Source organism: Halorientalis pallida (assembly GCF_004118325.1).
Classification (GTDB): Archaea; Halobacteriota; Halobacteria; order Halobacteriales; family Haloarculaceae; genus Halorientalis; species Halorientalis pallida.
The window spans coordinates 65879-92032 of the sequence record NZ_RDFA01000007.1; the positions used below are offsets into that span (position 1 = coordinate 65879).

General features: G+C 56.5%; 22 protein-coding genes. 11 read left to right on the forward strand and 11 right to left on the reverse strand.

The annotated features are described in order from the left end of the window. Positions 1-12: 12 nt before the first annotated feature. Entirely contained in the window at positions 13-243 is a 231-nt protein-coding gene (locus EAF64_RS17400) for a hypothetical protein (RefSeq protein WP_129070255.1), read from the reverse strand. A 436-nt stretch (positions 244-679) separates the two neighbouring features. On the opposite strand from EAF64_RS17400, the gene EAF64_RS17410 reads away from it, so the two are divergent. Beyond that, positions 680-1948, forward strand: a complete 1269-nt coding sequence (locus tag EAF64_RS17410) for a glycosyltransferase family 2 protein (protein ID WP_129070257.1) — start codon at positions 680-682, stop codon at positions 1946-1948. Positions 1949-2024: 76 nt separating this feature from the next. Here the strand turns inward: EAF64_RS17410 and EAF64_RS17415 are convergent, their stop codons facing one another. The 5 genes from EAF64_RS17415 to neuB all read right to left on the reverse strand — a co-directional run bounded on the left by EAF64_RS17415 (position 2025) and on the right by neuB (position 8228). Next, positions 2025-2639, reverse strand: a complete 615-nt coding sequence (locus EAF64_RS17415; protein WP_129070258.1) for a metal-dependent hydrolase — start codon at positions 2637-2639, stop codon at positions 2025-2027. A 79-nt stretch (positions 2640-2718) separates the two neighbouring features. Beyond that, positions 2719-5160: a BGTF surface domain-containing protein gene (locus EAF64_RS17420; protein ID WP_129070259.1), complete on the reverse strand. Its 2442-nt coding sequence runs from the start codon at positions 5158-5160 to the stop codon at positions 2719-2721. Positions 5161-5345: 185 nt separating this feature from the next. Further along, the gene (gene neuC, locus EAF64_RS17425; protein WP_129070260.1) at positions 5346-6503 is read right to left on the reverse strand and encodes a UDP-N-acetylglucosamine 2-epimerase; all 1158 of its coding nucleotides are present in this window, start codon (positions 6501-6503) and stop codon (positions 5346-5348) included. Position 6504: 1 nt separating this feature from the next. Next, the gene (locus tag EAF64_RS17430; protein ID WP_129070261.1) at positions 6505-7173 is read right to left on the reverse strand and encodes a PIG-L deacetylase family protein; all 669 of its coding nucleotides are present in this window, start codon (positions 7171-7173) and stop codon (positions 6505-6507) included. After that, positions 7170-8228 (reverse strand): N-acetylneuraminate synthase, encoded by a 1059-nt coding sequence (gene neuB, locus EAF64_RS17435; protein WP_129070262.1) that lies wholly within the window; start codon positions 8226-8228, stop codon positions 7170-7172. Before neuB ends, EAF64_RS17430 begins: the two co-directional genes overlap by 4 nt. 167 nt (positions 8229-8395) lie before the next feature. Here neuB and EAF64_RS17440 point away from each other — a divergent pair, with 167 nt between their 5' ends. Continuing rightward, positions 8396-9088 (forward strand): glycosyltransferase family 2 protein, encoded by a 693-nt coding sequence (locus EAF64_RS17440; protein WP_193767743.1) that lies wholly within the window; start codon positions 8396-8398, stop codon positions 9086-9088. Between the two features lie 21 nt (positions 9089-9109). Here EAF64_RS17440 and EAF64_RS17445 read toward each other — a convergent pair whose 3' ends face one another. Together EAF64_RS17445 and EAF64_RS17450 are read right to left on the reverse strand one after the other, a co-directional pair. Further along, positions 9110-10276, reverse strand: a complete 1167-nt coding sequence (locus tag EAF64_RS17445) for a polysaccharide pyruvyl transferase family protein (RefSeq protein ID WP_129070264.1) — start codon at positions 10274-10276, stop codon at positions 9110-9112. 108 nt (positions 10277-10384) lie between these two features. After that, positions 10385-11827: a hypothetical protein gene (locus tag EAF64_RS17450; protein WP_153188282.1), complete on the reverse strand. Its 1443-nt coding sequence runs from the start codon at positions 11825-11827 to the stop codon at positions 10385-10387. A gap of 187 nt (positions 11828-12014) precedes the next feature. Here EAF64_RS17450 and EAF64_RS17455 point away from each other — a divergent pair, with 187 nt between their 5' ends. Next, complete coding sequence (locus tag EAF64_RS17455) at positions 12015-13214, forward strand: sialidase family protein (RefSeq protein ID WP_193767744.1); 1200 nt, start codon at positions 12015-12017, stop codon at positions 13212-13214. A 3-nt stretch (positions 13215-13217) separates the two neighbouring features. On the opposite strand, the gene EAF64_RS17460 is transcribed toward EAF64_RS17455, so the two are convergent. Next, positions 13218-14024 carry a hypothetical protein gene (locus EAF64_RS17460; protein WP_129070267.1) on the reverse strand — a complete coding sequence of 269 codons (807 nt, stop codon included), beginning with the start codon at positions 14022-14024 and terminating at the stop codon, positions 13218-13220. A gap of 266 nt (positions 14025-14290) precedes the next feature. On the opposite strand from EAF64_RS17460, the gene EAF64_RS17465 reads away from it, so the two are divergent. Next, the gene (locus EAF64_RS17465) at positions 14291-15151 is read left to right on the forward strand and encodes a hypothetical protein (RefSeq protein ID WP_129070268.1); all 861 of its coding nucleotides are present in this window, start codon (positions 14291-14293) and stop codon (positions 15149-15151) included. 77 nt (positions 15152-15228) lie between these two features. Here the strand turns inward: EAF64_RS17465 and EAF64_RS17470 are convergent, their stop codons facing one another. Then, positions 15229-15951, reverse strand: a complete 723-nt coding sequence (locus EAF64_RS17470) for an FkbM family methyltransferase (RefSeq protein ID WP_129070269.1) — start codon at positions 15949-15951, stop codon at positions 15229-15231. A gap of 183 nt (positions 15952-16134) precedes the next feature. On the opposite strand from EAF64_RS17470, the gene EAF64_RS17475 reads away from it, so the two are divergent. From EAF64_RS17475 to EAF64_RS17500, 6 genes are all read left to right on the forward strand, one after another. Continuing rightward, complete coding sequence (locus EAF64_RS17475) at positions 16135-16653, forward strand: gluconate 2-dehydrogenase subunit 3 family protein (protein ID WP_129070270.1); 519 nt, start codon at positions 16135-16137, stop codon at positions 16651-16653. Then, the gene (locus tag EAF64_RS17480) at positions 16646-18343 is read left to right on the forward strand and encodes a GMC family oxidoreductase (RefSeq protein ID WP_129070271.1); all 1698 of its coding nucleotides are present in this window, start codon (positions 16646-16648) and stop codon (positions 18341-18343) included. Before EAF64_RS17475 ends, EAF64_RS17480 begins: the two co-directional genes overlap by 8 nt. Positions 18344-18393: 50 nt before the next feature. Further along, a complete protein-coding gene (locus EAF64_RS17485) occupies positions 18394-19461 on the forward strand; it encodes a glycosyltransferase family 4 protein (protein WP_129070272.1) in 1068 nt (355 codons plus the stop codon). A 482-nt stretch (positions 19462-19943) separates the two neighbouring features. Next, complete coding sequence (locus tag EAF64_RS17490) at positions 19944-20597, forward strand: LTA synthase family protein (protein WP_227739038.1); 654 nt, start codon at positions 19944-19946, stop codon at positions 20595-20597. 115 nt (positions 20598-20712) lie between these two features. Next, positions 20713-21789, forward strand: coding sequence for a glycosyltransferase (locus EAF64_RS17495; RefSeq protein WP_129070274.1), 1077 nt, complete (start codon positions 20713-20715; stop codon positions 21787-21789). 29 nt (positions 21790-21818) lie between these two features. Beyond that, positions 21819-22736, forward strand: coding sequence for a hypothetical protein (locus EAF64_RS17500; protein WP_129070275.1), 918 nt, complete (start codon positions 21819-21821; stop codon positions 22734-22736). Positions 22737-23117: 381 nt separating this feature from the next. On the opposite strand, the gene EAF64_RS17505 is transcribed toward EAF64_RS17500, so the two are convergent. Continuing rightward, a complete protein-coding gene (locus EAF64_RS17505; protein ID WP_129070276.1) occupies positions 23118-23648 on the reverse strand; it encodes a hypothetical protein in 531 nt (176 codons plus the stop codon). Between the two features lie 587 nt (positions 23649-24235). On the opposite strand from EAF64_RS17505, the gene EAF64_RS17510 reads away from it, so the two are divergent. Beyond that, a complete protein-coding gene (locus EAF64_RS17510) occupies positions 24236-26029 on the forward strand; it encodes a hypothetical protein (RefSeq protein ID WP_129070277.1) in 1794 nt (597 codons plus the stop codon). Positions 26030-26154 lie beyond the last annotated feature (125 nt).

Here is a 26154-nt window from a genome sequence, read left to right on the forward strand (position 1 = left end):
GCATGTCCACGATTACTCGTCGTTCAGGTAGCCGAGTGACTTCAGACGGTCTTTGACCTCGTCCTCGTCGACCTCCTCGAAGTCGTCGTCCTCGGTCTCCTGTTCGACCCGATAGAGCACTTCCTCCATCACGAACGATACGTACTCTTCGGGCGAGTCGAACTCGGTCCGAGGCAACCGATCCTCCACCCGTTCGACGATCCGGGCGGGGAGGTCGAGTTGCTGGGTCTGCTCCTGACTCATTGCTCTGAGTTCTCGTCGGAAATGAACTTTCAGCGCATATAATGATTTCTTTCCCGACAGTCTTTCCGAACCGAGTGCCGAGACTAACGGGTGCGAATCGCCGCCATCACTCCGTTCGACCGGACTGTACTGTCTGGTCGCTCTCACGGATTGCCGCATACTTGATGACCGGTTGTCGGACGGTCTGTCATTGTCGTTCCTGTGGTAATTATCAGTCGGATCATAACTTACTTTAGCAACTATTGTGTTATAATTGAATGACGAGGGTGACAACGGTGGGCCGATATCCGAAAGCGGTTAGAGCAGCTAGTATCAAATGTATCGACTGTAACGCGCCGGTAGTCGAAACCATCGAGCAGGCATACGTCTGTGCCGAATGCGGGGAATCGCCGATCCGTGCGCGTGTCGGGACCGACGGCGGCGAGGCTTCGGAGTAATGGCGACGGACTCGGACAGCGGGATCGACGGGTCCGGTCCCGCATCTGGGGTGGGCGAGTCTGTCAGTGGGTCACTCGACAACGGAACCCGTGTGGACCACTCCGGTGACGAGCTGTTGGTCCAGCGCGACAGCGACCAGGAGCCGAGCCTGACGATCGTCATGCCGACCCTCAACGAGGAAGAGGGGATCACGGAGTGTATGGAACGGGCGAAGACGGCCATCGCCGAACTCGGCGTGGTCGCGGAGATCATCGTCAGCGACAGTTCGACCGATCGCACGCCGGAGATCGCCCGCGACCTGGGTGCGATCGTGGTCGAACCGGACGAGGGCGGCTACGGCAACGCGTACAAGTACGCGTTCGAGCGCGCCCGCGGCGAGTACGTCGCCATCGGCGACGCCGACACGACCTACGACTTCGAGGAGTTGCCCAAACTGGTCAAGCTCGCGAACCAGGACGACGTCGACATCGCCATGGGGAGCCGCCTCGACGGCGAGATCAAGTCCGGCGCGATGCCGCCGCTCCACCAGTACGTCGGCAACCCGCTCCTGACGGCGTTCCTGAACACGTTCTACGACGCCGGTGTCAGCGACGCACACAGCGGTCTCCGCGTGCTGGACGCCGACGCGCTGGATCGGCTGGATCTGGAGACGACCGGCATGGAGTTCGCCAGCGAGATGATCATGGACGCGGCCGCTAAGGACATGACCATCGCCGAGGAGCCGATCACCTACCACGAGCGCGAGGGCGAGGCGACCCTCGACAGCTTCCAGGACGGGTGGCGCCACGTCAAGTTCATGCTCGTGAACGCGCCGGGCTACCTGTTCTCGCTGCCGGCCGCGTCGCTCACAGTGTTGGGACTCTCGATCATGAGCCTGTCGCTGTTCGGCGCCCAACTCGGGAGCGTGAACTTCGGCACCCAGACGATGATCGGCGGGAGCCTGATCACGATCGTCGGCTATCAGGTGGGTAGTCTGGCGATGTTCAGCTCGATTGCGACGAACCCGATCCGCGAGCCGGCCGATCCGATCACCCACTGGATCCGAAACCGGTTCAAACTCGAACACGGGGCCTCGCTAGGGGTCGTGCTGTTCGCCGTGGGTACGCTCGGATTGAGCTACGCTGCTGTCGCCTGGAGCATAGACGGGTACGCGTTCGTCCCGTCAGCCTCGGTGAACCTGCTGGCCTCGACCGTGACGCTGCTCGGGGTCCAGACCGTCTTCTGTTCCTTCTTCCTGAGCATGCTCGCGACCGCCGAGGGACGCTAACATCCCGATTCGACGGCCGCGTTCGTTCTCACGGCAACCCGTTTCCTGAGCGCCAGTTCGACCTGTCGGTTTTGACTTACGGTTCGCGCAGCCGATGGCGCACGAACCGGGCGGTGTCTGACAGACCGACCATCCCATCGAGGACCCACAGCACTGCTGCGAAGACGACGATCGCGAGGAAGATGGTCGCTTTCGGCACCGGTAGCGTCGGGCGAGCGAGGCCGATCGGCCGTTTGACGACGACCGGCCAGAACAGGAAGGCCGTGTCGACGTAGGGCAGCCCCCCGAACACCTCGCCGAACATATCGACGAGGAGGTGCGAGAGATAGCCGACTGCAAACGCACCACTCAGGTCGGTCCTGTCGACGCGACGTGCGAGCACGAACCCGGCGGTGAGGATCACCGCCGTGGTGAACAGTGAGTGGGCGAAGGTGCGACCGTATCCCAGCACACCGACCAAGGTCAAGGGCTTGTCTATCAGGTCCGGCCCGAGGCTCCCGACGAGAGCCGCGACGACTGTCGCCACCGTGAGCCGACGCCCGCGAACGCGTTGGAGGATTGAATAGAGAAGGTAGCCGGTCGCCAGGTGTTTGACCAGTGCCCAGGCCACGTTCTCGAACGTATAGGTGAAGAGGATGGCTCCGCTCGCCGACTGGGACAGCACCCACGACAGCTGATCGAGCGGTGGCATCTCGACTAAGATTACTCTGCCACGGATACAAAAACGACCTGTGTCCCGAGAATCTCGCCCCCGGAACCGCGGAACAGATTCACTCGCGGACGACGACGAACACGACGAGCAGACCGAGCGCGACGACGCCGTAGGCCGCCACGCTCAGGTCTGCGAGCCCGGGCCCTGCTGGGTCAGCAGATGTTGCAACCAACGACCGGTCATCACTTGATGCCGCTGGCGTTAGTTCGCTCGGGTCGGCAGGTATTAAAGACTCGGGAGCTGTTGCTGTGGGCTCACTTATGTTCGCCGCTACGGTTCTGTTTGCTTGGTGACCACCGGTCCCATTCTCCAGTGTGTCTGCACCCTGACTTGGTTTCGTAATCGTCGCTGTATCCGAGACAGCCGAGCCGTCCTGTCGGTACACGATGTCCGATTGTCGGACGTTGGTCGGCTTGGCTTCCGATATGTTGTAGTACGGGACTGCAACTAGAGTCTTCGACCCGTTCCACTCCTTTCTTACAGGAACCCTTATGTCATCATGCCTGCCAGGTGTGAGTTTTCCGCTTATCCCGACGACGGCACCGGACGAACTGCCGTTTCTGAGTGCGAGGTAACCACCGTGTGAGAGTCTTACTGAAGAGATGCTGATAGCGTCGGTTTGGATCTGTTGTTTGTCAAACGAAACTGACGCACGCAGGGCATCGCCGACAATGCCGACGGTGTCCTCATTTGGGATGTCCGTCATGTTAAGCCGAAACGTTATATTCTGGCTCACATCATTAAAATCGAACGTCGATTCAAATGTCTGCTCAGGGGTGACTTCGGCAGTTGTCCGCTTCAGAAACGGATCAGCCCCCTTACTTTTTGCCTGAATCTCGAGCTCAGTCCCGGGAGCTACGGAGGTACTCCCTTTGATTGACTGATCAAACTCACTCTGAACGGTGATCATGTTGCTTTTGTACTGGAAGTCAACAACTCTTTTAACTGCCTCAAATGTCGTCTCAGATGTCTTATCAGCTTCAACCAGTGATCCGCTTTTTAATAGCGTCAGTTCTGCGCTGAACTGGTCACCCGCCACCAAGGTATTTTTATTTTTGGCCTGTCCGTCATGGAAAATCAGTTTATTAGTCCGCCCTAGCAGATACACTACCTCGTTTTTTTCGTCACTGAACAATTCAAGTCTGTCTCTGCGAATCGTCTCGCGGAGGTCCAAAATCTTGGCTGTCTGGTTGTTTTTTGGATTTTGCTGTCTAATTGTGAGTGAAAATGCTGACGCGTTGTGTGCGAGCAGTTGCTGAAGTGGATCGTCTCCTGTTGACAAAACACCTGAGAGTCCGCTCTTATAAATACCTATGACGAGTACATCTCCCACTGCAATAGCTTCGCGATCATACTCATCCATGACTGCACTCCTGACATCTGATGCGGTGTAATATTCGTCAAACTCTTGTTGAGGAGCGGTCTGAGTCCAAACTCTCGTGTTGGACAATGGTTTGATTTCGAGGGAAGATTTATCAGTTTGCTTTCCATCAACGCTTATTCTCAGCGTGTAGGTTCCCGGATCAACCGAATTGAGGAGTGGAGTCGACTGGTTCAACTGCCCTGACAGAATCTTATCGTCGGAACTGACCGTCGAAGCGGCACTGACAGCAGTTCCTCTGATTCCCGCTTCGTACTGATTCCCGTAGCGGCCCAGCGTGAACGTGTTCAGTCTGAGCCTAATAATATCATCCTCTCTACCATTCCGAATCGTGAACGACCCGCTGTAGCCGCCACTGTTGGAAGCGATGTGTACTTTCATTCGAGTCGACACCCTTGTTCGGATCGGAATCTTGGCCACGCCACCGCGAGTGACCTTGATTTTCCCGCCCACGAAAGTTGGCGACGCACTAGTGACTGACTCTGGCGAACTATTGTTTGGCGATATTACGCGTACCGTTGCTGTTGCCGCCTCCCTAGTACCCTTGACTGTAAACTCAAACTCGTAAGTCCCCGCCTGGATACTTGAGAAGTCGACATTGATACTCGGCGTTTTCTCAATTACCCGGAACTCTACCCTGCCGCCCTCGTTTATAAAAGCATCTTTCTGTTCAGCAAGCAGTTCCCGGATCGTTTCGGCGTCCAATCCATCTGCCGTAACAGTGACGTTATGCCTGCCCTCGCTCCGGCTAAGCTCCAACACCGTTGTGTTCTGTGCGGCGACTCCGGGACTGAATGTTGCCTTCAGTGGTGCCGGTCCGTCAGGTGTTGGGCTGGATGTTGGTTCGTCAGGTGTTGGGCTGGATGTTGGTTCGTCAGGTGTTGGGCTGGATGTTGGTTCGTCAGGTGTTGGGCTGGATGTTGGTTCGTCAGGTGTTGGGCTGGATGTTGGTTCGTCAGGTGTTGGGCTGGATGTTGGTTCGTCAGGTGTTGCGGTGGCGGTCACCTCGTCGTTGGCTGCCGTCGTCGATCCGACGGTTCCTGCCGTCCCTGCGACGGTGGCTATCACTAAGAGTGCCAGCAAACAGAGCCCGCGTAGTTTGTCACTTCTGACCCCCATTGCCGTGTCTCGGCACCGAACTTGCGTCCCCACCCAAGCCGTGCCAGATTCGTGTTTACTGTAATTCGTGTAACTCCTTAGTATATTCGGTCCGTGTATACTCCGACATCCCTGACGCGATCACAAGTCGAATTTGGGGCTCCAGGTGGATTCCGACACGTATGTGGCGACAGGTTCTCTCCGGATCAGTACGTCAACCGCTTTCGTAGCAGTTCACCGTCCAGTTGAACCCCGGCTAACCGGTCGGCGATCAACTCCCCTGCACCCCCGTAGTCGTAGGGATTCTCGCAGTCGGCTACCCGGTCTCGAACCTTCTCGTCGGTGAGACAGCGCTCGATAGCCGTCTCGATGGCGTCGGCGTCGTGTTCGACCGAGAGCGTGTTGGCTGCCCGTTCTCGGCCCGCCTGTCGCGGGCCTACGTCGACGACAGGGAGTTTAAACAGGGGTGCTTCGATGATCCCGCTGGAGGAGTTGCCGACCATCGCGTCTGCGATATTCATGCAACCCAGAAAGTCCGCTCGCGGCATCGAGCGAAACGTGCGGAACCCGTCGGTCGCGTCGTGGGACTCGATGGCCCCGACGATTCGCTGTCCGCCAGCGTCCGAGTTAGGGTAGACGAGGACGATCTGTGCATCCACCGCGTCGAGTGCGTCCAGCGTCGCGCGCATCTGTTGGCCGGCCGCCCCGGGTTCGGTCGTGATCGGATGCTGGACGGCGAGCACTACCGGTTCGTCGGGTTCGAGGTCGTACCGATCCATGATCGTATCCGGGTCGGTATAACGTTCCTCGCGGATCGCGTCGAGTCCGGGCGCGCCGACGGTCGTGATCCGCCAGGGTTCCTCGCCGAGCTTTTCGATTCGCTCGGCGCTTCGCTCCGAGACCGGGAAGTGGAGGTGAGCGAACTTCGTCAGCGCGTGGCGAATGCTGTCGTCGATGATCGCTCCCCGCATGGCGTCGCCGCCGTGAATATGGGCGACAGGGATATTCATGTGTGCGGCGGCGACGCCGCCGGCGAAAGCTTCGTCGCGATCTCCGAGGACGAGGACTACATCGGGATCGAGATCGTCGAGCGCGCCCGCGATCCCCGTAAGGCCGACGCCGAGCGACTGGGCCATCGCGGTCCCGGAGTCCCCGGACAACTGCATGTGGACGCGCCGATCCACGTCGAACCCGTCGGCCGTGATCTCCTCGACGGTGTACCCGTGTTCCGGCGAGAGGTGCATCCCCGTGGCGATCAGCGAAAGCGAGAGGTCCTCGCGATCCCGGATCGCTTCCATGGCTGGCTTGAGGAGGCCGTACTCTGCGCGCGTGCCCGTGACGACGGTGATGGTACGAGCCGTCATCTCAAACCTCGCTCGCGTATTCACGCAGGAGCGCGAAGGCTTCGGCAGCCTCGAACCCTGCTTCTGTCCCGCGTGTCCTCGCTCGTGCGCGGACGGCCCGCTCGGAGCGTGGATGCGGGTAAGGCCGCCGTTCCATATCGTAGGCGTCGAAGGCCCCGACTTTCGTGTCGAGGTGGTCGGTCACGTCGACGTACACCGTCGGCGCGAACCGGTCGCCGGCGGCCCACTCGGTGCCGGAGGGAGTCTCGTAGGCGAGGATGCGCTCGACGCCGGCGCCCGGTCTGACCGCCACCATCGTCGACTCGGCGACGGCGACGTGATCCTGGTTGACATCGTCTTGTGTGTGCGTGTAAACCACGTCAGGCCCGATCGACTCGACGCAGTCCTCGATCACGGCGTTGACCTCGACGTGTGGCGTCGAATCGAGGCGCATGTCCGGCAGTTCGCCGAAGTGGAGCGTCTCGACCCCGAGCCGCTCGCCGCACTCTTCGGCGGCGTCGACTTTCTCCTCGACGAGTTCGAGATCGTCGTACTGGGCCGTCACACCCTCGGTGACTATCAGGACGTGGACCTCGTGGCCGGCCGCGGCGTGCTTGGCGAGGGTTCCGCCCGCACCGAGGACTTCGTCGTCGGGGTGTGCTGCGACGCACAGGACAGTCCGGCCGGTCATTCGAGATCGGCCTCCGTGATTGGATCGTCTCGGTCGAGCGCTGTCGTGGTTCGCCGTCCGAGTACGTCGTCGACTTCGCTCGGCTGAATGCCGGCCTCGGGACGTTTGACGGCCAGATCCTCCCGGGTCAGTACCCTTCCAGCGTCTATCGACCGTGCAGCGTGGAGGCTTTTGCGTATGGGGAAGACGTTCTCTCTCTCGCTCTCTGTGGGTCGTTTCTCGGGGTTCCCGCGAGCGAGTGCGGCCTGTCGCGCCAGCGTGACTGCACGGTCGAACTCGTCGGGTTCGAGCGAGGCGTGATGATCTGGGCCGGGCAGTGATCGATCGAGCGTGAGGTGCTTCTCGACGATTAGTGCTCCCGCCGCCGTCGCGAACGCGGGCATCCCGACCAGCGTCGTGTGGTCGGAGTAGCCAACCGGTACATCGAACGCATCGGCCATCTGCTCCATCGCCCGAAGGTTGACTTCGTCTACGTCTGCGGGGTATGCAGTGGTGCAGTGGAGCAACGCCACGTCCGCGTCCGGATCCGCTTCTCGAACCACGTCGAGTGCAGCCCGAATCTCGTCTATCCGTCCCATGCCCGTGCTGACGATCATCGGTCGCCCCAATTCGGCGACGTGGCGGAGGAGTGGGTGGTTGGTCAACTCACCAGAACCGAGTTTGATCGCCGGCACGGACAGCGAATCGAGCAAGTCGGCACTCTCCGGGTCGAAGGGCGTCGACAGGAAGGTGATTCCCTGCTCGCGGCAGTATTCTTGGAGTTCGAGGTGATCTTCGCGAGTGAGTTCGTACCGTTCGAGCAGATCGGACTGGGATTCTACGTCTGTGGTGTCGTCCTGGTACGCCGCTGTCGGTGCCGATTGGGCGACGAGTCGGTCGGCCGTGAACGTCTGGAACTTCACTGCATCTGCACCGCTATCGGCCGCCGCGTCGATCAACTTCCTCGCGCGGGCGATGTCCCCGTTGTGGTTGACTCCCCCCTCCGCGATGAGGTATACGGAGCCGGCGTCGATCGACCCCGGTCCGATGGTGAAGCTCGTCTCTGATGCCCCCATTCTCTTTGTTTACCTGCAACGTGCCAGCACAGTAGTCGTTTCGTTGTCGAAAAAAGCCGTGACCGGTCTTTCCCTCGCTACGTCACGATCGCTCCGACAACTGAGCGGCTCGTAGCCGGATCCTCTCAGACAGCTTATTTATGTTGGGGGATATAATATTCAGAAGTGTGATCCTGCGTCCTCTCTCTGCTGATTCGCCGTCTGCGTCGATCGTCATTCCGACACTCCCGTCTCGGGACCATAGCTCGGTCGTCGAGTCGCTTCGGAGGCAAACCGTCGAGAACTTCGAGGTCATCCTGGTGAATTCGGACGAGTTGGACGTGTGTGAAGCACGTAATGCGGGGATTGTAGAGGCCGACTCTGACATCATTCTGTTTACCGATGACGATTGTTACGCACCGGCAACCTGGGTCGAGACTGCACTCTCCAGATTCGAAAACGACGATATCGTCCTCCTGGAGGGGACCGTCGACGTTCATTCGCCGGGCCCACGTCATTACATCGGAGCGAATCTGGGGGTCGATCGTGATGCAGCCAGACGGATCGGTGGATTCGACTCCCGGTTCGCCGGGTGGCGAGACGACACCGAATTCGGGTATCGGATGGAATCGGCGCTCGGATTGGACGCCATCCAGTACGACCCTGACTGGGAGATGCTCCATCCGGGCGAGTTCGGTTCACGACGGAAACTCCTGAACGAGATGCGATTCAAACTCCTCTATCCGCGGCGAATGCACGATCTCATCACGACGCCTGACGAACCGCTGAGAGAACTGTACGTTTCGACACGGCGGGAGTGGTATCGGATCTGTGGACGTCTGTACGAAACCCTCCTGTACTCGAGACCTGAACCCTTGTAACACACTCAAGATGCGGCCGGCTCAATCTAAGGCTGACTGCAAAAACGGTTGCATTCCTGTTTCGTATGTTTCGTCGATCGTCTTCCGGATAGCTGTCAACATCGGCCACCCGTTCGATCGTTGATTTTGAATCATCGATATGGTTTCTTCAACTGCTTCCGGTCGTGCGTTCCCCTTCAGTGAACTATATTCTGCGAGCACGTTGGTGAGTCCAACCTTGTTGGCCAGTGCGTGTGCCATGTGAATCGGAGTTGAATCCGCGAACCGGCGAGGAAGTCCCCTGTATGCAGTCGAGTACTCCGATTCGAAGGCCCGTATGCCTCCTCCACCGAACGTTTCAGTCAGTCCTCGTCCACGGGAATCTTCCTCGAGTAGTATCGATGGCCGCCTGTATCGAAGGTGGGCAAGATGGCCGTGATATCGGTACCCGACGTGGAGATCTGTCCTCTTGTACAGCGATAGATTGTCGGTCTCGTGGCTCGCATAGTGGATTTCCCATCCTGCTTTCTTTGCGGCAGCACATATCTCTCGATCTCGCTCCAACGGCGCGGCGTGCAGAGAAACGATCCGTCTTGCGTCGGGAAACTCGTTGGTGAGTTCGCGCAGAAGGCTCTTTGCCTGCTCGACGTACTGCCACGAATGGGGAGTGGTAAACACTACCTGTTCGACACTCTGTGGGCGGTGAAATTCGTCTCCTAACCGCTCGAGGGCATACCATGCCGGATCGCCCGTGAGGACGGTATCGTACCCGTTTTGCTCGAGTACCTCACCGACCCACGCATCACGGACGGGGATCGTCTCGTCGGGGCACGCCGGGACGACACGGTCGATAAACGACCGTGTCTCCGAACCGAACACCTGTCTCCGGAGTTCGACCCGGTCTCCCGGAAAAAACGAATAGCAAGAGGCGATCGGGATAATCGGGGGCTCTACTGTTGTGAGATCTTCGGCGATCCGATACTGAGACGGTCTTATCTGGCGTTGCTCTATCTCGAAACCGAACAGCAGAATTGCATCGGCTTCGTTTATATCGTCGAGCCTCGATGTGAAGTCTTCCCGTTTGAAATAAACCTCGAACTCACGGAGGCCGTGAATGTCTTCGATCAACTCTATCGTGACCTCCACAAGTAACTGATCGCCAACGTTGCCGCTCGCATGCCGGGGACAGGGAGAGAGGCCGACCAACATGTTCCCTTTCTATCTGGTGGAAAAAGTGCAACCGTCAAATAGGTTCGCTACCCACGCTCGGATCCGATGCATATGGTGACGTCTCTACCACGAATACCAGGGTCTCCCCTATTTCCCGTCCGACAGCGTGATATCCAAATCGAGGTCGTGTGCTGTCTGGATGTCTCTGACTGCTTCGACGAAATTCCGGTGTGGATTGGGAGCGAAGAACGCCGCAGAATCGACTCGTGGCTGCTGTCGTTCGGTAAGTGTGGTAGCCAGTTCTTCCGGGCTGCTGACTAGCTGCGCGTATCCTGTCGTAACAAGGTCTTCGAGCTCTTCGACACCGGGGAGGTCGTACAGATACGTCGTGAGTCCAAACCCGAGCCCCTCGTATACCGCCGTCGAATAGACGCCGACCTGGGCGTACGCGTCGGCGAAGAGTTCGTATAGGTCCGGGCCCGATTTGCCGACGACTCGGAGGTCGGACTCTCTCAACCAAGGGTAGTCCGCTTGCCACCGACCATACTCGCCCGGATGGAGCTTGTAGACGATATTTGAGTCGTCGATGGATGGGTGGCGGCTCAGTTCCAGTGCCGCTTTCGAGAGTTTCTCGCCGACGTTTCCCTGTGAGATAAACACGACATCGTCCCCAGTAGTCGTATTCGAGAATCGTTCCCGTTGCCGGTCGAAGTGACCGTACCCGATTGCCCGAATCTTGTCGTCTTGGATCGGCAAATCGACCCTGTCGTTCCAGTACTCTCCGAAAGAAAAGAAATAATCTGGAAACGTCTCTTTCGTCCTGAAGCCGGGAAACCCATACTCGTACTGCGCAAGGATACCGTGCTGGAGTTCGACGACCGGGATGTCGAGTTCGTTACACACTTCGACGAACGTCTCTTTCTGGAAGCTGACGACGACGAAGACCATCGCCGGATCGATCCGTTCGAGGAGTTTTCGATACGACGACCGTGTCGATGCCCGGAGTGCGAGACGAAACGATGCACGTTCGGAAATGTCGACCGACACGTCGAATTCCTCGTTGAACCGCTCACTGAGGGCTTCGAGTGCTGTCCGTTGAGGTTTCGGAATGTCACCACTCGCGATCCCGAGTGAACGCTTGATCGTGCTCATATATTCGATTCGGTCGAGATATCGGAATCTTTCGGTTTGGACGGGACGCAGGTGTCCGTTCAAATGAGGCTCTTCGAGGTGGAGATAGTCGAAATCGAGTCGCTCGTACAGTGGATCACAGAACAGGTCCCAGTAGTGACCCTCTTCGAGTTGTTTGCGTCGCTCGAACCCCCAGAACAGGAAGTCGTGTGAGTCAGCGCGGTAGGGATTACGATAGACGGCGTTTCTCGCGAGCAGATATCCACCCTTCAGCAAATTCGAAATAGATTTTTCGACTTTCTGGACCTCCTGACCCCACTCGCCAGTCTGTTGGAGTATCTCGCGAAAGACCGGTAACCGAACTCGCTCCCAGACTGGAACGCCATCCACCGTTATCGAGAATGGGTCCAGCTCCGATTCGATCCGGAGAAAGCGATCGTACAACTCCGAGTAGCCCATTCTGTTTGCCGATATCTTGTAGGTCCCTTTCTAATAAATTCATAGATACTATCGAATTCGTTCAATAGCGGCGCCTACCACCTTACCTGGACTCGCTACGTCTTGGCGAACAGTCGTATTTCTACACGGAAAACAGAGAGTGGCAGATTCAAGAAATTTATGCCACGTGCTAATGTACGGGTTTCTGATGGACGAAACGGGTCGGGAGTGGACATCACGCCGTCGGCTTCTCCAACTCGGCGGTGTGGGGATGGCAGCGATCGGAGGCTGTCTCGCACGATTCGGTGGGTTCAATGACGGCGACTATCGTTTCGAGACCTCGGATATCTTCGTCTCCGGCGAGGACGGATACACGCGATATCGGATCCCAGCACTGCAGGTGACGGAGCGCGGGACGCTCCTTGCATTCTGTGAAGGACGACGCGGCGAAGGAAATGATCGCTCACCGACCGACCTGCTACTCAAACGGTCAGAGGACGGTGGAGCGACCTGGACCGATCAGCTGGTGGTGTACTCCGAAGGAGACAAGACAATCAGCAACCCTACACCGGTCGTCGACCAGTCATCGGGAAGGATCTATCTTCCGCTGTGCCGTGAGTACCGCGACGTGCTGATGACTCGGAGTGCCGACGACGGTAGGACGTGGGATGAGCCACGAGAAATCACGTCTTCGGTAAAACGAGATGGTTGGAAGTACTACGCCACCGGCCCAGGTGTAGGCATCCAACTACGGAGAGAGCCATACAGTGGCCGGCTCGTTATACCAGCGACCCACTGGAACCACTTCTGGGAAGGCGAGATCCCCGACGACAACGTCATGTACGACCACATTATCTACAGCGACGACGGCGGGACGACGTGGGAACTCGGCGGAACAGTTGGGGAACACGTCGATGAGCCCCAAGCTGTCGAATTGACCGACGGCCGGATCATGATGAATATGCGATCGACACCTGGCTCCGATGTGGCGGCCTCGCCGGACGGGAATTATAGGGCGGTGGCGACGAGCGCGGACGGTGGGGGTTCCTGGTCAGATATCAGCTACGACGAGACGCTCGTAACACCGACCTGCCAGGGTAGTTTCGTCAGGTATTCCTGGCCCGACGAGGGCAGAAGCCGAATCCTGTTCGCAAACCCTGGACACGAAGACAGTCGTGTCGACTTGACGATTCGACTCAGTTACGACGCGGGTGAATCCTGGGAATACTCAAAAGTTCTCTATGGGAGTCGAGCCGCATATTCTTCCCTCGCAGTCCTCCCTGACGGATCCGTCGGCTGTCTGTTCGAGCGGGGCACGGCGTTCAGTTCCACCTACGAGCATCTGACGTTCTGCCGGTTCACCATCGAGTGGTTGACTGACGGGGCTGATACGCCACGGGCGAATTGATCCTCATTTCAGGTACCCGAGTCGCGTGAGTTTCTGACCCACTTCCTCGTCAATCTCTTTCGTCTTGAGGTTCGCCGGATCCGGTTCGTGTGTTCGTTCGTCGATCGCCGTCGTCTCTGCCCACGGGACTTCTCGAAGACACCTCAGTGGCATGTGCATCGGATGACCATATATGCCCCACTCGCCGAGCGCGTTCCCGTGGTCCGACGTGATCACCGCTCGCTCTGCGTCGTAGTTTTTCAGAAGGACCGCAACGTCGTCGAGAACCCGGTGGAGATTCTCCCTGTACGCTCGCCACGCACCGTCTCTATCGATCTCCCCGAGACGTAGTCGTTCCCACACGTCATCCGGGTTGTTGTCCCACGCTCGGTAGTCCGAGTCGCCGTTATCAGCAAAACCTGAGATATCCCAGCCACGACCATCGCTCAGTTCCAGTGCGTCGAGAAAGGGCCAGTGGGGCTGCATGTAGTGGACGATGACTCGCTCCGTCTTCTGGTCCTCCGAGCGCCCATGATCGATTGCGCGATCGGTGAGTGGCCGTGGTAGCAGCGTCCCGTGCTCGCTGTCCCACTGATGCCGCCAGACTTCGTCGAGTGCGGCTAATCGACCCTCGTCGACCGCTTCTGAAGAGAATGGATTCCCACAGACATATCTGGTTTGGCTCTGTTCGCCTGCGAAGTCCTCGACGAACGTTTTGCTCATCCACTCACGCGTCATCGAGTCTACGGACCACCGAGAACCGACAGCTGGTTCTATCGGTCTCCTATCGATGGCCTCCCGAAACAGGTCGAGCCGACACGCGTCGATCACGATCAGGAGATCCCACTCTTCTTCGAATATGTTCCGTCCGTCACGACCGAACCGAGATAGTTGATGGAGTCCCTTGCGATAGGCTGCCTTCGCAAAATCCCGAACTATCGCAGCATTCATCTATCATTGCTTAGAACTTATCGATACAAAGGTATTACGTGGTCGTGAATCTGTCAGCCGTAGGAAAAACGCGATCTGTTTCGAAGCGTGAACGACGATGTGAACCGCCGCTCGCAGTGTGATCAATCAAACGCCGAACATTTTTTATGAGAGAGAAAGTAGTATCGTGGAATAAAAAGCCTTCGTTTCGGCGAACAGTATCTCTTTCTATCGTCTTTGTCATCGTCTCGGGACCGTTTCAGTGGCTGCTATCGTTCACGCCGTTCGTCGGTGGCGACCCGAGTGGCGCAGTACTCGTGATTGGTAGTTTACTCTGGGGGCCTGCGGCGGTTCTCGGTGTAATGGTGGGAGCAGTAGTTACGGATCTCGTAATCGGGGCCCTATCGATCGAAACGCTTTGTCGAGTCCCCGCTCTCGGATTGGCGTCGATTACGGCGTACACGGTCTGGGGTCGGACTCGTCCCGAAACGAAACGTGGCGATTCAACGATCCGTAGCATCGTTCGTAACTTCGCCGCCTATGCGGCCGTCGCAGTCGTTTCGCTGTCTCTCTTTGCTGCGGTACTGGGCTGGGCCCTGGAGTTGCTCTCGCTGTCCGCGTTTTCGATCGCCGCACCGACGCAGTTAGCGACCGTCCTCCCGCTTGCAGTCGTTGCATTCCCACTCTGGGCCTATCTGGAGCAACGAGTCGCTGGCAGGGATACGGTCATCGAACGGATTGCTCACCGCTCCGAACACGAATGGGGACGATACCGGTGGGGACTGTTCGTCGTGACACCCGTCGCCTGGGTCGTCGTTGGGACAGTGGTCAGCTTCGTGTTTCGTGCGACCGGACTCGTCCCGGCCGAGCGAATCGGGCGTCGGCTCACACCACTGGCCACGGTGGTTCTGGAGTTGGCCGGTCCACGTGGAACACGGATCCAACTACTCGGTGGTGGAGTCGCACTGTTGATATTCCTGTGGGTGTTCTGGGGGAAAAACGAGGCAGCCGTGTGCCAAGATGAATAAAAATCGGACACTGTGCGGGGATACGAGTCGCGTCAAGAGAGTGGTTGAATCAATAGCTTGGATTCACTCTCTGCTGACTAACTGTGCGGTGTCTTTGCGACAATGTGGAAGTTCCCGGGTTTCCGCCGACTAAGCTCACCGACTTCATACCCGTGTTGTTCGAATATATTGTACACCTCTTCGGGATCGATCCCACGTTCAACTCCTTGAAGTCCGGGCTCATGTATCTCTACGATCCACAGGGGGCCGGAGCGGAGCAACTCAGGACTACGTTGTAGTACCTCCACCTCCCATCCTTCGACATCTAACAAGACAACATCCGGGCAGGAAAACTCGTCAAGTGAAATCTCTGTTCCGACGGTTCCCTGTACAACTTCGACGTTCTCGTACTGGTTCCGGTGAGCTGATTCCCTAATTTGCACCGCCCGTTGCTTTTCGGCTTCAAAAGCAACCACATTATCGACCACTGGCGCAAGCGCAAGTGAATGGTATCCCCATCCACCTCCAACCTCCCAAAATTCCATACTGGGATCGACATATGTGACGAGTTTTTTGATTACTTCGGGCTCATACTGGCCCCGTATCTGTGCCCGATCGGTCGGTCCTTTCCCCTCCAACCAGATTATAAACGGAGGACTGGTCGTGTTCTCTATTTCGACATTGTAATATCCGCTGGGCCAAGGCGACCCTGCCACGTATCTATCGAGCATCCACTCATATGTACGGAAAGCCGCCGATTCCATTGGTGTATTTTTGAGTAATTTCTTCCCTGCCTCCCTGACGATATTCAATTGTTCCACCCATTAGGTAGAATTTCCCATTTCATATTAGTATTTACCCCGATACGAAAACGATTGACTGGTCGCTGGTCCATATTGCAGTGAAACAGTGATCCGATGAACCACATAACTTGTAACTTCCCTCTTGCCTACGCTAACAGAGTGACGCGGAAATTATTAGTTTATTAGTTTGCATGTGTACTTGTGGAACTCACACGGCGGGACGCGCTGCTCGCTTTGAGTGCGATGGGGATTGCGGCCGGGGGTGTCGCCCAACAACTGGGCGATCGCGGTACCGTCTCGGCGGAAGTCACCGACGGAACGGTTGCAGTTGCAGAGGTGGTTTTCCCGTCCAGCGTCTCCGGAAATCGGGAGTTCGTCGAGACGTACCTCGACGGCCGGACCGAAGGTGACGGGTATTCCCTCGAGGAGATTGCATCGCTGCTAGACACGATCGACAGGGAAGCCAAGCGTTCGACTGGGCGCTCGTTCACCGATCTGACGCCCTCGAAACGCGACGACGTGCTCAGGGAGATCGGCGCAGCGAAAGCCTATCCCGACCCGGACGGAACCGTCCCCCAGCGAATCCGGTACTATCTCGTCAACGACCTCCTGTACGCGCTGTACAGTTCACCCACCGGTGGGGAACTCGTCGGCAACGAGAATCCCGTCGGCCATCCGGGTGGACGCGAGGCGTATCAAGAGGGGCCGGACGATGAGTGACGCGGCGAATGTCGTCGACCGGACGCCGTCCGAACGCGTCGACGTCTGTATCGTCGGTGCCGGGCCCGCTGGGGCGCTAATGGCCGACAAACTTGCGGCAGGCGGACACGACGTGGTCGTACTCGAAGCCGGCAAGCGCTTCGACTTCGAGAGTCGGCTACGTCGCATGAAACGTTCGATTCGACCGGCGTACGACGACCTCGATGTCTGGGACATGGGCGGTCCTCGTGACGACTTCAACTCCTCCGGTGAGATCTTCTACCCGCTGAATCACAAGCGGGTGAAGGGTATCGGTGGGTCGACCCTGCATTGGGGTGGGCGGGTCGCCCGCTTGCCGGAGAAAGACTTCGAGATGCAGTCTCGCTACGGCCTCGCCAGCGACTGGCCGATCAACTACGACGACCTCCAGCCGTACTACGCCAGGGCGGAGCGGGAGTTGGGCGTCGCCGGAGTCGACGACAATCCGTTCGCGCCACCTCGGGAGCAACCTTTCCCGATGGAGGCGTTTCCCCGGAGCTACTCCGATTCGCTGTTCGAACAGGCCTGCGAGAAACTGGATATCACGACACACTCGGTTCCGCAGGCTCGAAACAGCGAACCCTACCAGGACAGGAGCGCGTGTGTCGGCTACGGGACCTGTCAGCCAGTGTGCCCGTCCGGTGCGAAATACAGTGCCGATGTCCATGTTCGGAAGGCGGAAAGCGAGGGGGCACGCGTCATCGATCAGGCAGCGGTCCAGCGACTCGAACACGACGACTCGGGTGAGACCGTTACGGCCGCTGTCTACAGGACGCCTGACGGGGAGACCCATCGGCAAACCGCCCGTCAGTTCGTGCTCGCAGCTGGTGGCATCGAAATTCCGCGGCTCCTGCTGCTCTCGGAGTCTCCGAGTCACCCGGACGGACTCGCGAACTCAAGTGGGACAGTCGGGAAGTTCTTCATGGAATCGCCGTACATCCATCTCATCGGACAACTTGACCGCCGGACGCGTCAGAATCTGATTGGTCTCGGGACGATGGAGTCCCACCAGTTCTACACCCCCGAAGAGGCCGAACCCGGAAGTTTCAAGATCGAATTCGGCCTCGGCGCTGGACCGACACCCGCACAGCTCGCACTGGAACAGCGAACTCCGCTCGAAGGCATGCTGGATACGATGCGTAATCCGACATCCGTTGGACAGTGGTCAGAAAACGCACGGAACCTCGGCGGGATCGAGTGGGGTGACGATCTGCTGGCGAATATTCGAGAGCAGTACGGGAACTACTTCTCGATCTCTGCCGAAATCGAGGTGTTACCACGGGTCGAAAATCGCGTCACACTCGATCGGTCGACGACAGACGCATACGGGAAGCCCATCCCGGACGTTTCGTGGAACCGCGACCCCCACGCCGAACGAACGATCGAACGTGCCTTCGAGGTCCTGGAGTCGATCGTGGACAATCTCGATGCCGACGTCAGGGAGAAACACCGATCGGTCCTCTGGAACGGCGTCGGCCACCACTCCGGGACGACGCGGATGGGGACCGATCCAGGGAACAGTGTCGTCGACCCGCAACTCCGGACACACGATTTGACAAACCTGTATCTCGTCTCGAGCAGTGTGTTCGTGACCAGCGGTGCGATGCAACCGACGCTTACCATCGCCGCACTGGCGTTGCGCGCAGCCGACCATCTCGCCTCGAAACTCTAAGATAATCGACTGTAATAAGTGAGTCCCACATAAAGAGCGAAACGAACTCGATGGGTACCGATGGGACGGGAGCACGAGTCGCGATTCTGTTCAAAAACGAGTTACATCCGGTCCACGCCGGGTTCGCGGATGCCATCGGAGCGGATCGCGTGCAGTTACCGGTCACTGACCACGACCTGCTGACCGGTTCCGTCGTCGAAGACGTGCTGGGCGTCGCACGACGGATTCCATCGATGTCCACAGAGTACGACGTGTACCTCAGCGAAGACGTGGCGGGACTGTACGCTGCCTCGTATCTCACGGCGCGGACGGACGGATTGAACATCCATCTGGCGGCGGACCATCGGACGTTCGGACTCGACGGGTACGATATCGGGCCGTGGAGCCCGCATTCGGTGGCGAAATGGATCGACCGCACCGTCGACATTACGATCATTCATAGGTTGCTTCGACACAGTGTGGACGGTGCCATCGCCGTCTCGGGTCTCGTCGCTCAGAACGTCTCGCGTATCGCACCCGACGTTCCGGTTCGTGTCGTCCATCCGTACGTCAAACCGGACCTCTTCGATCGACTCGGGGAGATGGAGCCCTCCTTGGACGGCAAGGACGCGGTGTTCGTCGGCAAGAACCGAACTCACAAAGGGGTGGATCTGCTCTGCCGTGCGTGGCCGAGGATCCGTGCGGAACATCCCGACGCGACGCTGGAACTCGTCGGGAGTGAACACGTCGAACGCAACGTGCCGGGCGTCACCGTTACCGGCTACGTGGACGACATCGGTGAGGCCTATCGGGACGCGTCGCTGTACGTCCACCCGGCTCGGTTCGAAGCGTTCGGCGTCGCGGTTCTCGAGGCGATGCGTGCGGGTGTTCCGGCGATCGGGACGACTAACTGCGGTGTGACGCCGCACCTGTCCGCGGTCGATTCCTCACTTCGGTGTGAACCGTCTCCCGACGCGATCGCCGAATCGGTCGCCGAGTACTTCGATCGAGATCTCGACGAACGTCGTTCCATCTCCGAAGTGGCCCGTGAGACGACGACCAAGTTCGACTGTCAGCGAAGCAAACGTACTTTCGAAGAACAGTTCACTCGTCTGCTCGCCGAAATCGATGGTCTGTGAGAGCGCGCGTGCAGAACCACTCACCGGATATCGTCAGTGGAGGCTTCCGAAGCGGCTCTTGGCTCCCGTTAGCAAACGTTACTCACGTCGAAGAGTATATGTTACTCTCATATGAAAGTATGTAGTAAGGAAGTAGTCGGTTTCCAGAACTCGGAACGTGACCTCTGGATGACTACGATACCGCGCAGTACACAGGGATGAACATGGGTTCGATACGGAACTGGCTCGGGGGGACCGTCACCGAGGTTAGAGAGCACGGGGTCGGCGGACTGGATTCACTCTGGCGACAACCGTACTACAAGTTCCTCCACCAGGTCGACCGGGTTCGCGACCCAGGCGTCTCTATCTACGACCTCGACTGGGATCTGTTGATCGTTCTCGACGCGTGTCGGTACGATCTGTTCTGTGAAGTCGCGGACGACTACGATTTCGTGCCCAGTACGGATAGTATTCGCTCGCTCGATTCGATGACGCCGGCCTGGATGGAACGGACGTTCGTCGAAGAACGATATCGCGATATGGCCGAAACGTACTATCTCTGTGGCAACCCGTTCTCTCAAAAGAAGCTCGATGCAGAGGACTTCGAGGAACTCGACGAGATCTGGAAGTACGCCTGGAACGACGAGCACGATACGGTGACACCCGATACACTCACTGACAGATGTATCAATATCGGGCGCGAGCAAGACACCGATCGCTTGTTGGTCCATTACATGCAGCCACACTGGCCGTTCGTTCCCGCTATGAATCTCACGAACCAGGGCGGGATGGAACTCGACGAGTTCGGGACATACAACAAAGACGAGGTCTGGGAACGATTACGTCGTGGTGAGGTTTCGGCGGAAGACGTCTGGGAAGGATACCGGGACAACCTGACGTACGCGCTGGACAGCGTCGAGGTACTGTTGGAGAACATCGACGCAGAGAAGGTGATAATCACGTCCGACCACGGCAACGCCTTCGGCGAATACGGGGTGTACGGCCATCCGATGCACATGCCGTTGTCGAGTCTTCGGTCCGTTCCGTACGTGGAGACGACGGCGACGGACGAAGGGACTCGAGAGCCCGAAAAAATGCAGGTTTCTCGACGATCGAGTGATGTCGAGGGGCAATTGAGAGCTCTGGGGTACCAATGATGACAGATCGGAGTGAGGGTCGATCGAACACTCAGTCAGGACAGCAACATCCACTGATTCCAACCGTGCCTGTAGCCGTCGAACTGCCTTGGTCAATTTAGATGAGGGCTATACAATGAGTGATGATGTTGCGTGGGTTTTCCCGGCCTTTGGCCACTCGGTAAACGACGAAGGTGGCGATTTTGGTCACCCGTCCCACCGTGGGTTCCAGCGAGCAATCGAGGCCGAACCGGTGTTGTTTCCCGATGCCGACTTTTCACCGGTCGCCGGGACTTTCCTCGAACCGTATCTTGCTGCCCGGAAACTCGACATTCTGCAGTACGATACGTTCGTGCTGGAAAACGCCGACGCAGTGTATGCCACACCGTTTATCAGGGACCAATATCCCGACGCCACGATACTCCTCCTGGCTGCACACCGGATGTTTGGGCTCGAAAGCTACGACTTCAGTGACGACGACTTTCCGACCAGTATTCTCCGGCCGGCAGAACGGTACCTCGACTCGAAAATCGTTCGCCGACTCATTAGGAAACACGTAGATGGCGTTCTCACGATCTCGGAGTTCGTCTCGGAGTACGTTTCCGAGTTCGTCGGCGACACCCCTCGAAGAACGGTGTATCCGTACGTGCAACCGGAGTTCGCTTCGGAACTCGACGCTCTGGAGACGGACGTGGATGGCTGTCACGCCGTCACAGTCTGTGAAGCGAGAGATCACAAGGGCGTGGATATGCTCGTCCGTGCGTGGCCGTCGGTCCGTGACCGTTTCCCCGATGCGACGCTGGACGTGATCGGCGACGGCCATCCCGACCGCTATGGTGACGTGCCGGGGATTTCGGTTCGTGGATTCGTCGAAGACCTCGCCGACGAGTACCGACGGGCCGACCTCTACGTGCATCCGGCCAGAGCCGATGCGTTCGGTGTGACGGTTATCGAAGCGATGCGTGCGGGAACGCCTGCGATCGTGACTGATACTACGGGATCAAGAGATGTCGTTTCCGAGATCGCCGACGAATTATCTGTCGAACCGTCCGAGAACAGTCTCTCTCAGGGCATCTGTTGGTACTTCGAACGTTCAGTCGGGAATCGGCGTGAGCTAGCTGAGCGAGCGAAACGAGCTTCAACATCGTTTACCGAAGGTGAGCAACTGGATTGTTTCGGAGAAAAATATGATAATCTCACAACGGTTATATGAACCATAACTGTAACTGGAGGTAAGACTGTATGATCAAAGACCTGAAAGAGAAGTGGTCCCGGTTACAGCTGCCACTTGAGAACTGGGGCTGGCGGGGGTATCCGATGGTCGCTTCGATGTGGTTCCACAGGTGGTACAACCAGGATATCTCGGAGACAAGTATCTGGGACCGCGACTGGGACCTGCTGGTGGTGCTTGACGCCTGTCGCGTCGACTGGATGAACGCCGTTGAATCTGAATATTCGTTCGTCGACGGTGTCGACTCGGTCTGGTCTGTCGGTAGTCACTCCGAGGAGTGGCTAAAGGACACGTTCGCCGATGGTCCGGATCACGAACTAGAGCGAACCGCCTACGTTTCCGCGAACCATTTCGTTGACAAACATATTAGCCCGGAACGTCTGGCCGCTTTCGACAACGTAAATAACTATCTCGGAGCCGACTCCGACCACGTCGTGGCACCGGCCCATATGGTAACGGATCGTGCTGTCGACGTTGCACGATCGAGTTCCTTCGACCGACTTGTGGTCCACTACATGCAACCGCACAAGCCGTTTTTCGAGCAGGTGGGTGACAGACGCGACGTAGAACCAGTGGAGTGGTCCATCGGGCGAGAGTTGTATCACAACTACTTCAGAGGGGATATCACCAGTGACCAACTCAGTGATGGATTCGTCGACAATCTCCGGTACGCGCTGGACGAGGTGTACACACTATTGGAAAATGTCGACGCTGAAAAGGCAGTTATCACTGCCGACCACGGACAGGCGCTCGGTGAGCGGTTCCTCTGGGATCACAGTCCGGGAGTCAGGCATCCCGTGGTTCGTCGAGTCCCGTGGGTTGAGACAACTGCGGTCGACCGTGAGACTCTTAAACCCACGAGTTACGAGCAGTCGACTGATGACGAAAATACCGTAGAAGAGCGGCTTGAACATCTCGGTTATCGTTGACAATGCATCTTATTTATTGACAACTTTTTGCATCCGATATGTCGAATTGCCTATCGACGTAATCGAAGTCGGGTGAGTTTGATAGCGAATAACTTCAACTGCTGCTTTACACCCCCGAATTCAAGCTGACTATAGGCATCAATGTCATACAGTTTACGATAGACAGTCGGGTTGATAACATACTTAAGTTCGTTTATTCGGTGGTAGTGAAGAACACGTGTATCAGATGGGGTCCAAAGACGCTGCGGGAGCAAGAAATTATAAGATTCAGGGAGTGAAAGCGTGTTGAAATCAGTCGAGAGGATAGATAACGCCATCTGGTCCAAGAAAAATTCATCAGGAAAGTCCTTGTGGAGGCTCTCTGACAAATTAGCATACTTTTCAAAAAAACGAGTCTGTTCTTGAGAATACTGCACCACCGTTCCAGTAGGGGATTATCGGTTCCTTGTCGACCGTCGACCGCATCGTTTCCTCTGGATAAGTCGTATTGGTGGATTCGTATGCTTGTCGGAGTGTTTCCTCGTCGAGGCCGACACGTTGGTAGTGAAAGTCAGCAGGCTTGACCGCGAGTTCCGCGTCAGTCTCTGTGAACCTGTCTAACTCTTTCAGAACCACTGTGTCCGTGTCAAGAAGGGCAACCCATTCATTGGGACCTGCTTGGTCAACCGCGACCAGTCCAGTCGCATGAGCTGCACTTAGCGGGTAGTCCGGTATAGTTGGGGGCTCGTGGTAGAGCGTTGATAGAGATTCAATTTCACGCTGTTTGCAGTCGGAGAGTTCGACCCACTCATCAAGTGGACAGTTTACAACGATTTCGTCACGGGTTGCCGATGTATATTTGTGGAGAGAGCGGAGTTGGCAGATCGCCATATCGGCGAGATCCCCATCGCCCGCTGTAATCCCGTAAATCACGTCTTGAAAGTAAATATAGTTGGCATTTTATTCTTTACTATGGGGCGCTCGGAACATTCGTTGAAGTCACGTCGGTTGAGCCATTGACCGGCCACGCACTCTCATCGTCGGGCACGCGGTTTGCGACGCATTAGTTGTTGCCTCCGTTGTGTCCTTCGCCCAATGACACGTCCGTGTTCCGGGATGAGACCTTGGTGCGTGTAACGGTTACGCCAGTCGTCTTTGATTCTGAGATGGGGGTGCCGTGCGCGACCATTCTCACCTGCTGTTTCAGCGTAGATAGTGTCTGATCACTAGGATTTCAACAGAGCCATATCTCCTAATTCACGTGCCACCGGTTTCAAAGCAGGATTTTCATAGATCACTCTATAGCACTCTATAACGCTTGTCCGACTATTTGTAGTGCTGTTTTAACGAGATCAAGTAACGCCACTCACCGCCCTTTCAACCTCATTTCCTCAAACTTTCACGGAGAAATCCTGTCGCTGTCTTCCATATTCAATAAAACGGATTCAACAAGCTTCTAATATAATTGTCGCAAATTTGACCATATATTTAACAAACCGGAGTGCGATTACACGAAGAAGATGGTTGAAAAAACGCCGAACCACGGACTTAATATTTACAGCGAGGGAGACACTGATTGGACTCACTCGCCGGATATGCGGGCTATTGAGAAACGTCTTGTTATCCGCGATCAAGAATCGAACCTCAGTAATTATACGGCACACGAAGGGGCAATCTTTATAGCAGAAGATACCGGGGCAGTCTACGATGCTAAGCAATCATCGTGGACACGTGCATCACGGGAATTCGAATCTATCGAAGTGAGTGATGCAACTATAACAAAGTCGTTGACCTATCCTGATGGATCAACGACGACAGATAGCCCTCGGGGAACCGGGACAGAGTCATTCAAAGAAACAGTCGCAGGAATCGTCTATATTGATCAAAGTGGGGATTACGTTGCGGAGTCGTTCGTTACAAATAATGGCCCTTTTAGTGGTACCGATGCAGGCGCTGTGATTCAGTCTCTCCATGATGATATTCTCAACAACGGGGCGACTACAATCACAGGCACCGATGTAATCGGAAAGATCATCTTCGGCACTGGCACCTACACGTTCGACACGCAGGCAACGATTACTGCCGATGGGGTCAAACTTCACGGACAGGCGGACTACGAATGGAATAAGGAAGGCACAACAATGTTCCAGCCTTCCTCTGATTTCCCGACGAATCCAGTCCAGGGAATGATACGGGTCGAAGGAAACGCATGTTCAATTGAAAATATCACGTTTGGATTTGCGGACCGGGACGTATACGGAATCCATATCTGGGATTCCGATCGACATACACTCAGAGGGATAACCAACGAAAGTATTGGGCCAAACGGTGAGGGTCTTCGCGTGTCAGGAAGTTATCAGTCAACGATGCGAGACTGTCAGTTTCGACAGGCCCACTTCAGGATCAACCAAGTCACCAATAAGAACCCGAACAACACGATTATCGACAATTGCATGTTCCAGCACTCGAACTCTGGAGTAGCACCGCTCAAATATGCAGGGAACGGAAATGAGGTCCGCGGGTGCCGAATTAATCAGGGAGACGAATTTCCTGCCGACCCAGGAGTAGCTGGAATCGCTTCGTCTCCCTCTGGGCCGTCGAAAAATTGGGTATTTACCGACTGCAAAATCTTCGGCAGTAACAGTGGCGGGAATATGATTGAGGGGCGAAGTTTGTTCTTTAATGGCTGCACCTTTGGTGGGGGCGGAGACGCGATATTCGATAATCTACAAGGAACAAACGTAGTTGGCTGTATATTTAACATTAACCACGAAGTACTCAAGTTTGACGGTAGTGACAATCAATTCAACAGAGCAGTATTTACGGGGAATAACGTGAATGCATGTAATAGCAGTGGTAATGCTGCCTTCGATACGGTAAGTGGAAATGGTAATAACGATCAGGTGGTTATTTCTGGCAACGTATTCCGTGGTGGTGGCAACTACGATCTTGATCTTGACCCTAAGGCATTACGGAGTGGCCAAATTACCGGAAACTACTGTATGAATGGGATCAATGAAAATTGGGGCGGGAACTACAACGTGAAAGTTACAGAAAACTGGGGCCATAATCCGGTTGGATATCAGGGTCGGAGTCAACCATCTCTGCCCTCTGGAACAAATGATGGTACAGGTAACTTCTACGGCCAACCCGCAACGGTGACTCATGATGGCGGGAAGGGAATCAAGATTACAGATGGGGACGGGAACGACTACACTTTGGATTCTACTCCGTCAACATTCGCTGTACCTCGGTTTGGGACGATAACGTTCACACAGAGTGTGCCCTCTGCGTGGGATTGGTGGTGGCACTAAATTTCCTGTTGATAGACTTTTAAATAGCGGATTTGTCTCTGCCTCCAATCTTTTTGAAGGCCTTTTCGTCCATAGGCTATAATTCAAAACTAAACTAGTATTATTTAAATCAGACTTGTCTAACT

Bases quoted from the DNA above. Each gene is read 5' to 3' on its own strand.
- EAF64_RS17400 (WP_129070255.1), bottom strand. From the start codon at position 243: ATGAGTCAGGAGCAGACCCAGCAACTCGACCTCCCCGCCCGGATCGTC.
- EAF64_RS17410 (WP_129070257.1), top strand. From the start codon at position 680: ATGGCGACGGACTCGGACAGCGGGATCGACGGGTCCGGTCCCGCATCT.
- EAF64_RS17415 (WP_129070258.1), bottom strand. From the start codon at position 2,639: ATGCCACCGCTCGATCAGCTGTCGTGGGTGCTGTCCCAGTCGGCGAGC.
- EAF64_RS17420 (WP_129070259.1), bottom strand. From the start codon at position 5,160: ATGGGGGTCAGAAGTGACAAACTACGCGGGCTCTGTTTGCTGGCACTC.
- neuC (WP_129070260.1), bottom strand. From the start codon at position 6,503: ATGACGGCTCGTACCATCACCGTCGTCACGGGCACGCGCGCAGAGTAC.
- EAF64_RS17430 (WP_129070261.1), bottom strand. From the start codon at position 7,173: ATGACCGGCCGGACTGTCCTGTGCGTCGCAGCACACCCCGACGACGAA.
- neuB (WP_129070262.1), bottom strand. From the start codon at position 8,228: ATGGGGGCATCAGAGACGAGCTTCACCATCGGACCGGGGTCGATCGAC.
- EAF64_RS17445 (WP_129070264.1), bottom strand. From the start codon at position 10,276: ATGTTGGTCGGCCTCTCTCCCTGTCCCCGGCATGCGAGCGGCAACGTT.
- EAF64_RS17450 (WP_153188282.1), bottom strand. From the start codon at position 11,827: ATGGGCTACTCGGAGTTGTACGATCGCTTTCTCCGGATCGAATCGGAG.
- EAF64_RS17455 (WP_193767744.1), top strand. From the start codon at position 12,015: ATGGACGAAACGGGTCGGGAGTGGACATCACGCCGTCGGCTTCTCCAA.
- EAF64_RS17465 (WP_129070268.1), top strand. From the start codon at position 14,291: ATGAGAGAGAAAGTAGTATCGTGGAATAAAAAGCCTTCGTTTCGGCGA.
- EAF64_RS17480 (WP_129070271.1), top strand. From the start codon at position 16,646: ATGAGTGACGCGGCGAATGTCGTCGACCGGACGCCGTCCGAACGCGTC.
- EAF64_RS17485 (WP_129070272.1), top strand. From the start codon at position 18,394: ATGGGTACCGATGGGACGGGAGCACGAGTCGCGATTCTGTTCAAAAAC.
- EAF64_RS17490 (WP_227739038.1), top strand. From the start codon at position 19,944: ATGGAACGGACGTTCGTCGAAGAACGATATCGCGATATGGCCGAAACG.
- EAF64_RS17495 (WP_129070274.1), top strand. From the start codon at position 20,713: ATGAGTGATGATGTTGCGTGGGTTTTCCCGGCCTTTGGCCACTCGGTA.
- EAF64_RS17500 (WP_129070275.1), top strand. From the start codon at position 21,819: ATGATCAAAGACCTGAAAGAGAAGTGGTCCCGGTTACAGCTGCCACTT.
- EAF64_RS17510 (WP_129070277.1), top strand. From the start codon at position 24,236: ATGGTTGAAAAAACGCCGAACCACGGACTTAATATTTACAGCGAGGGA.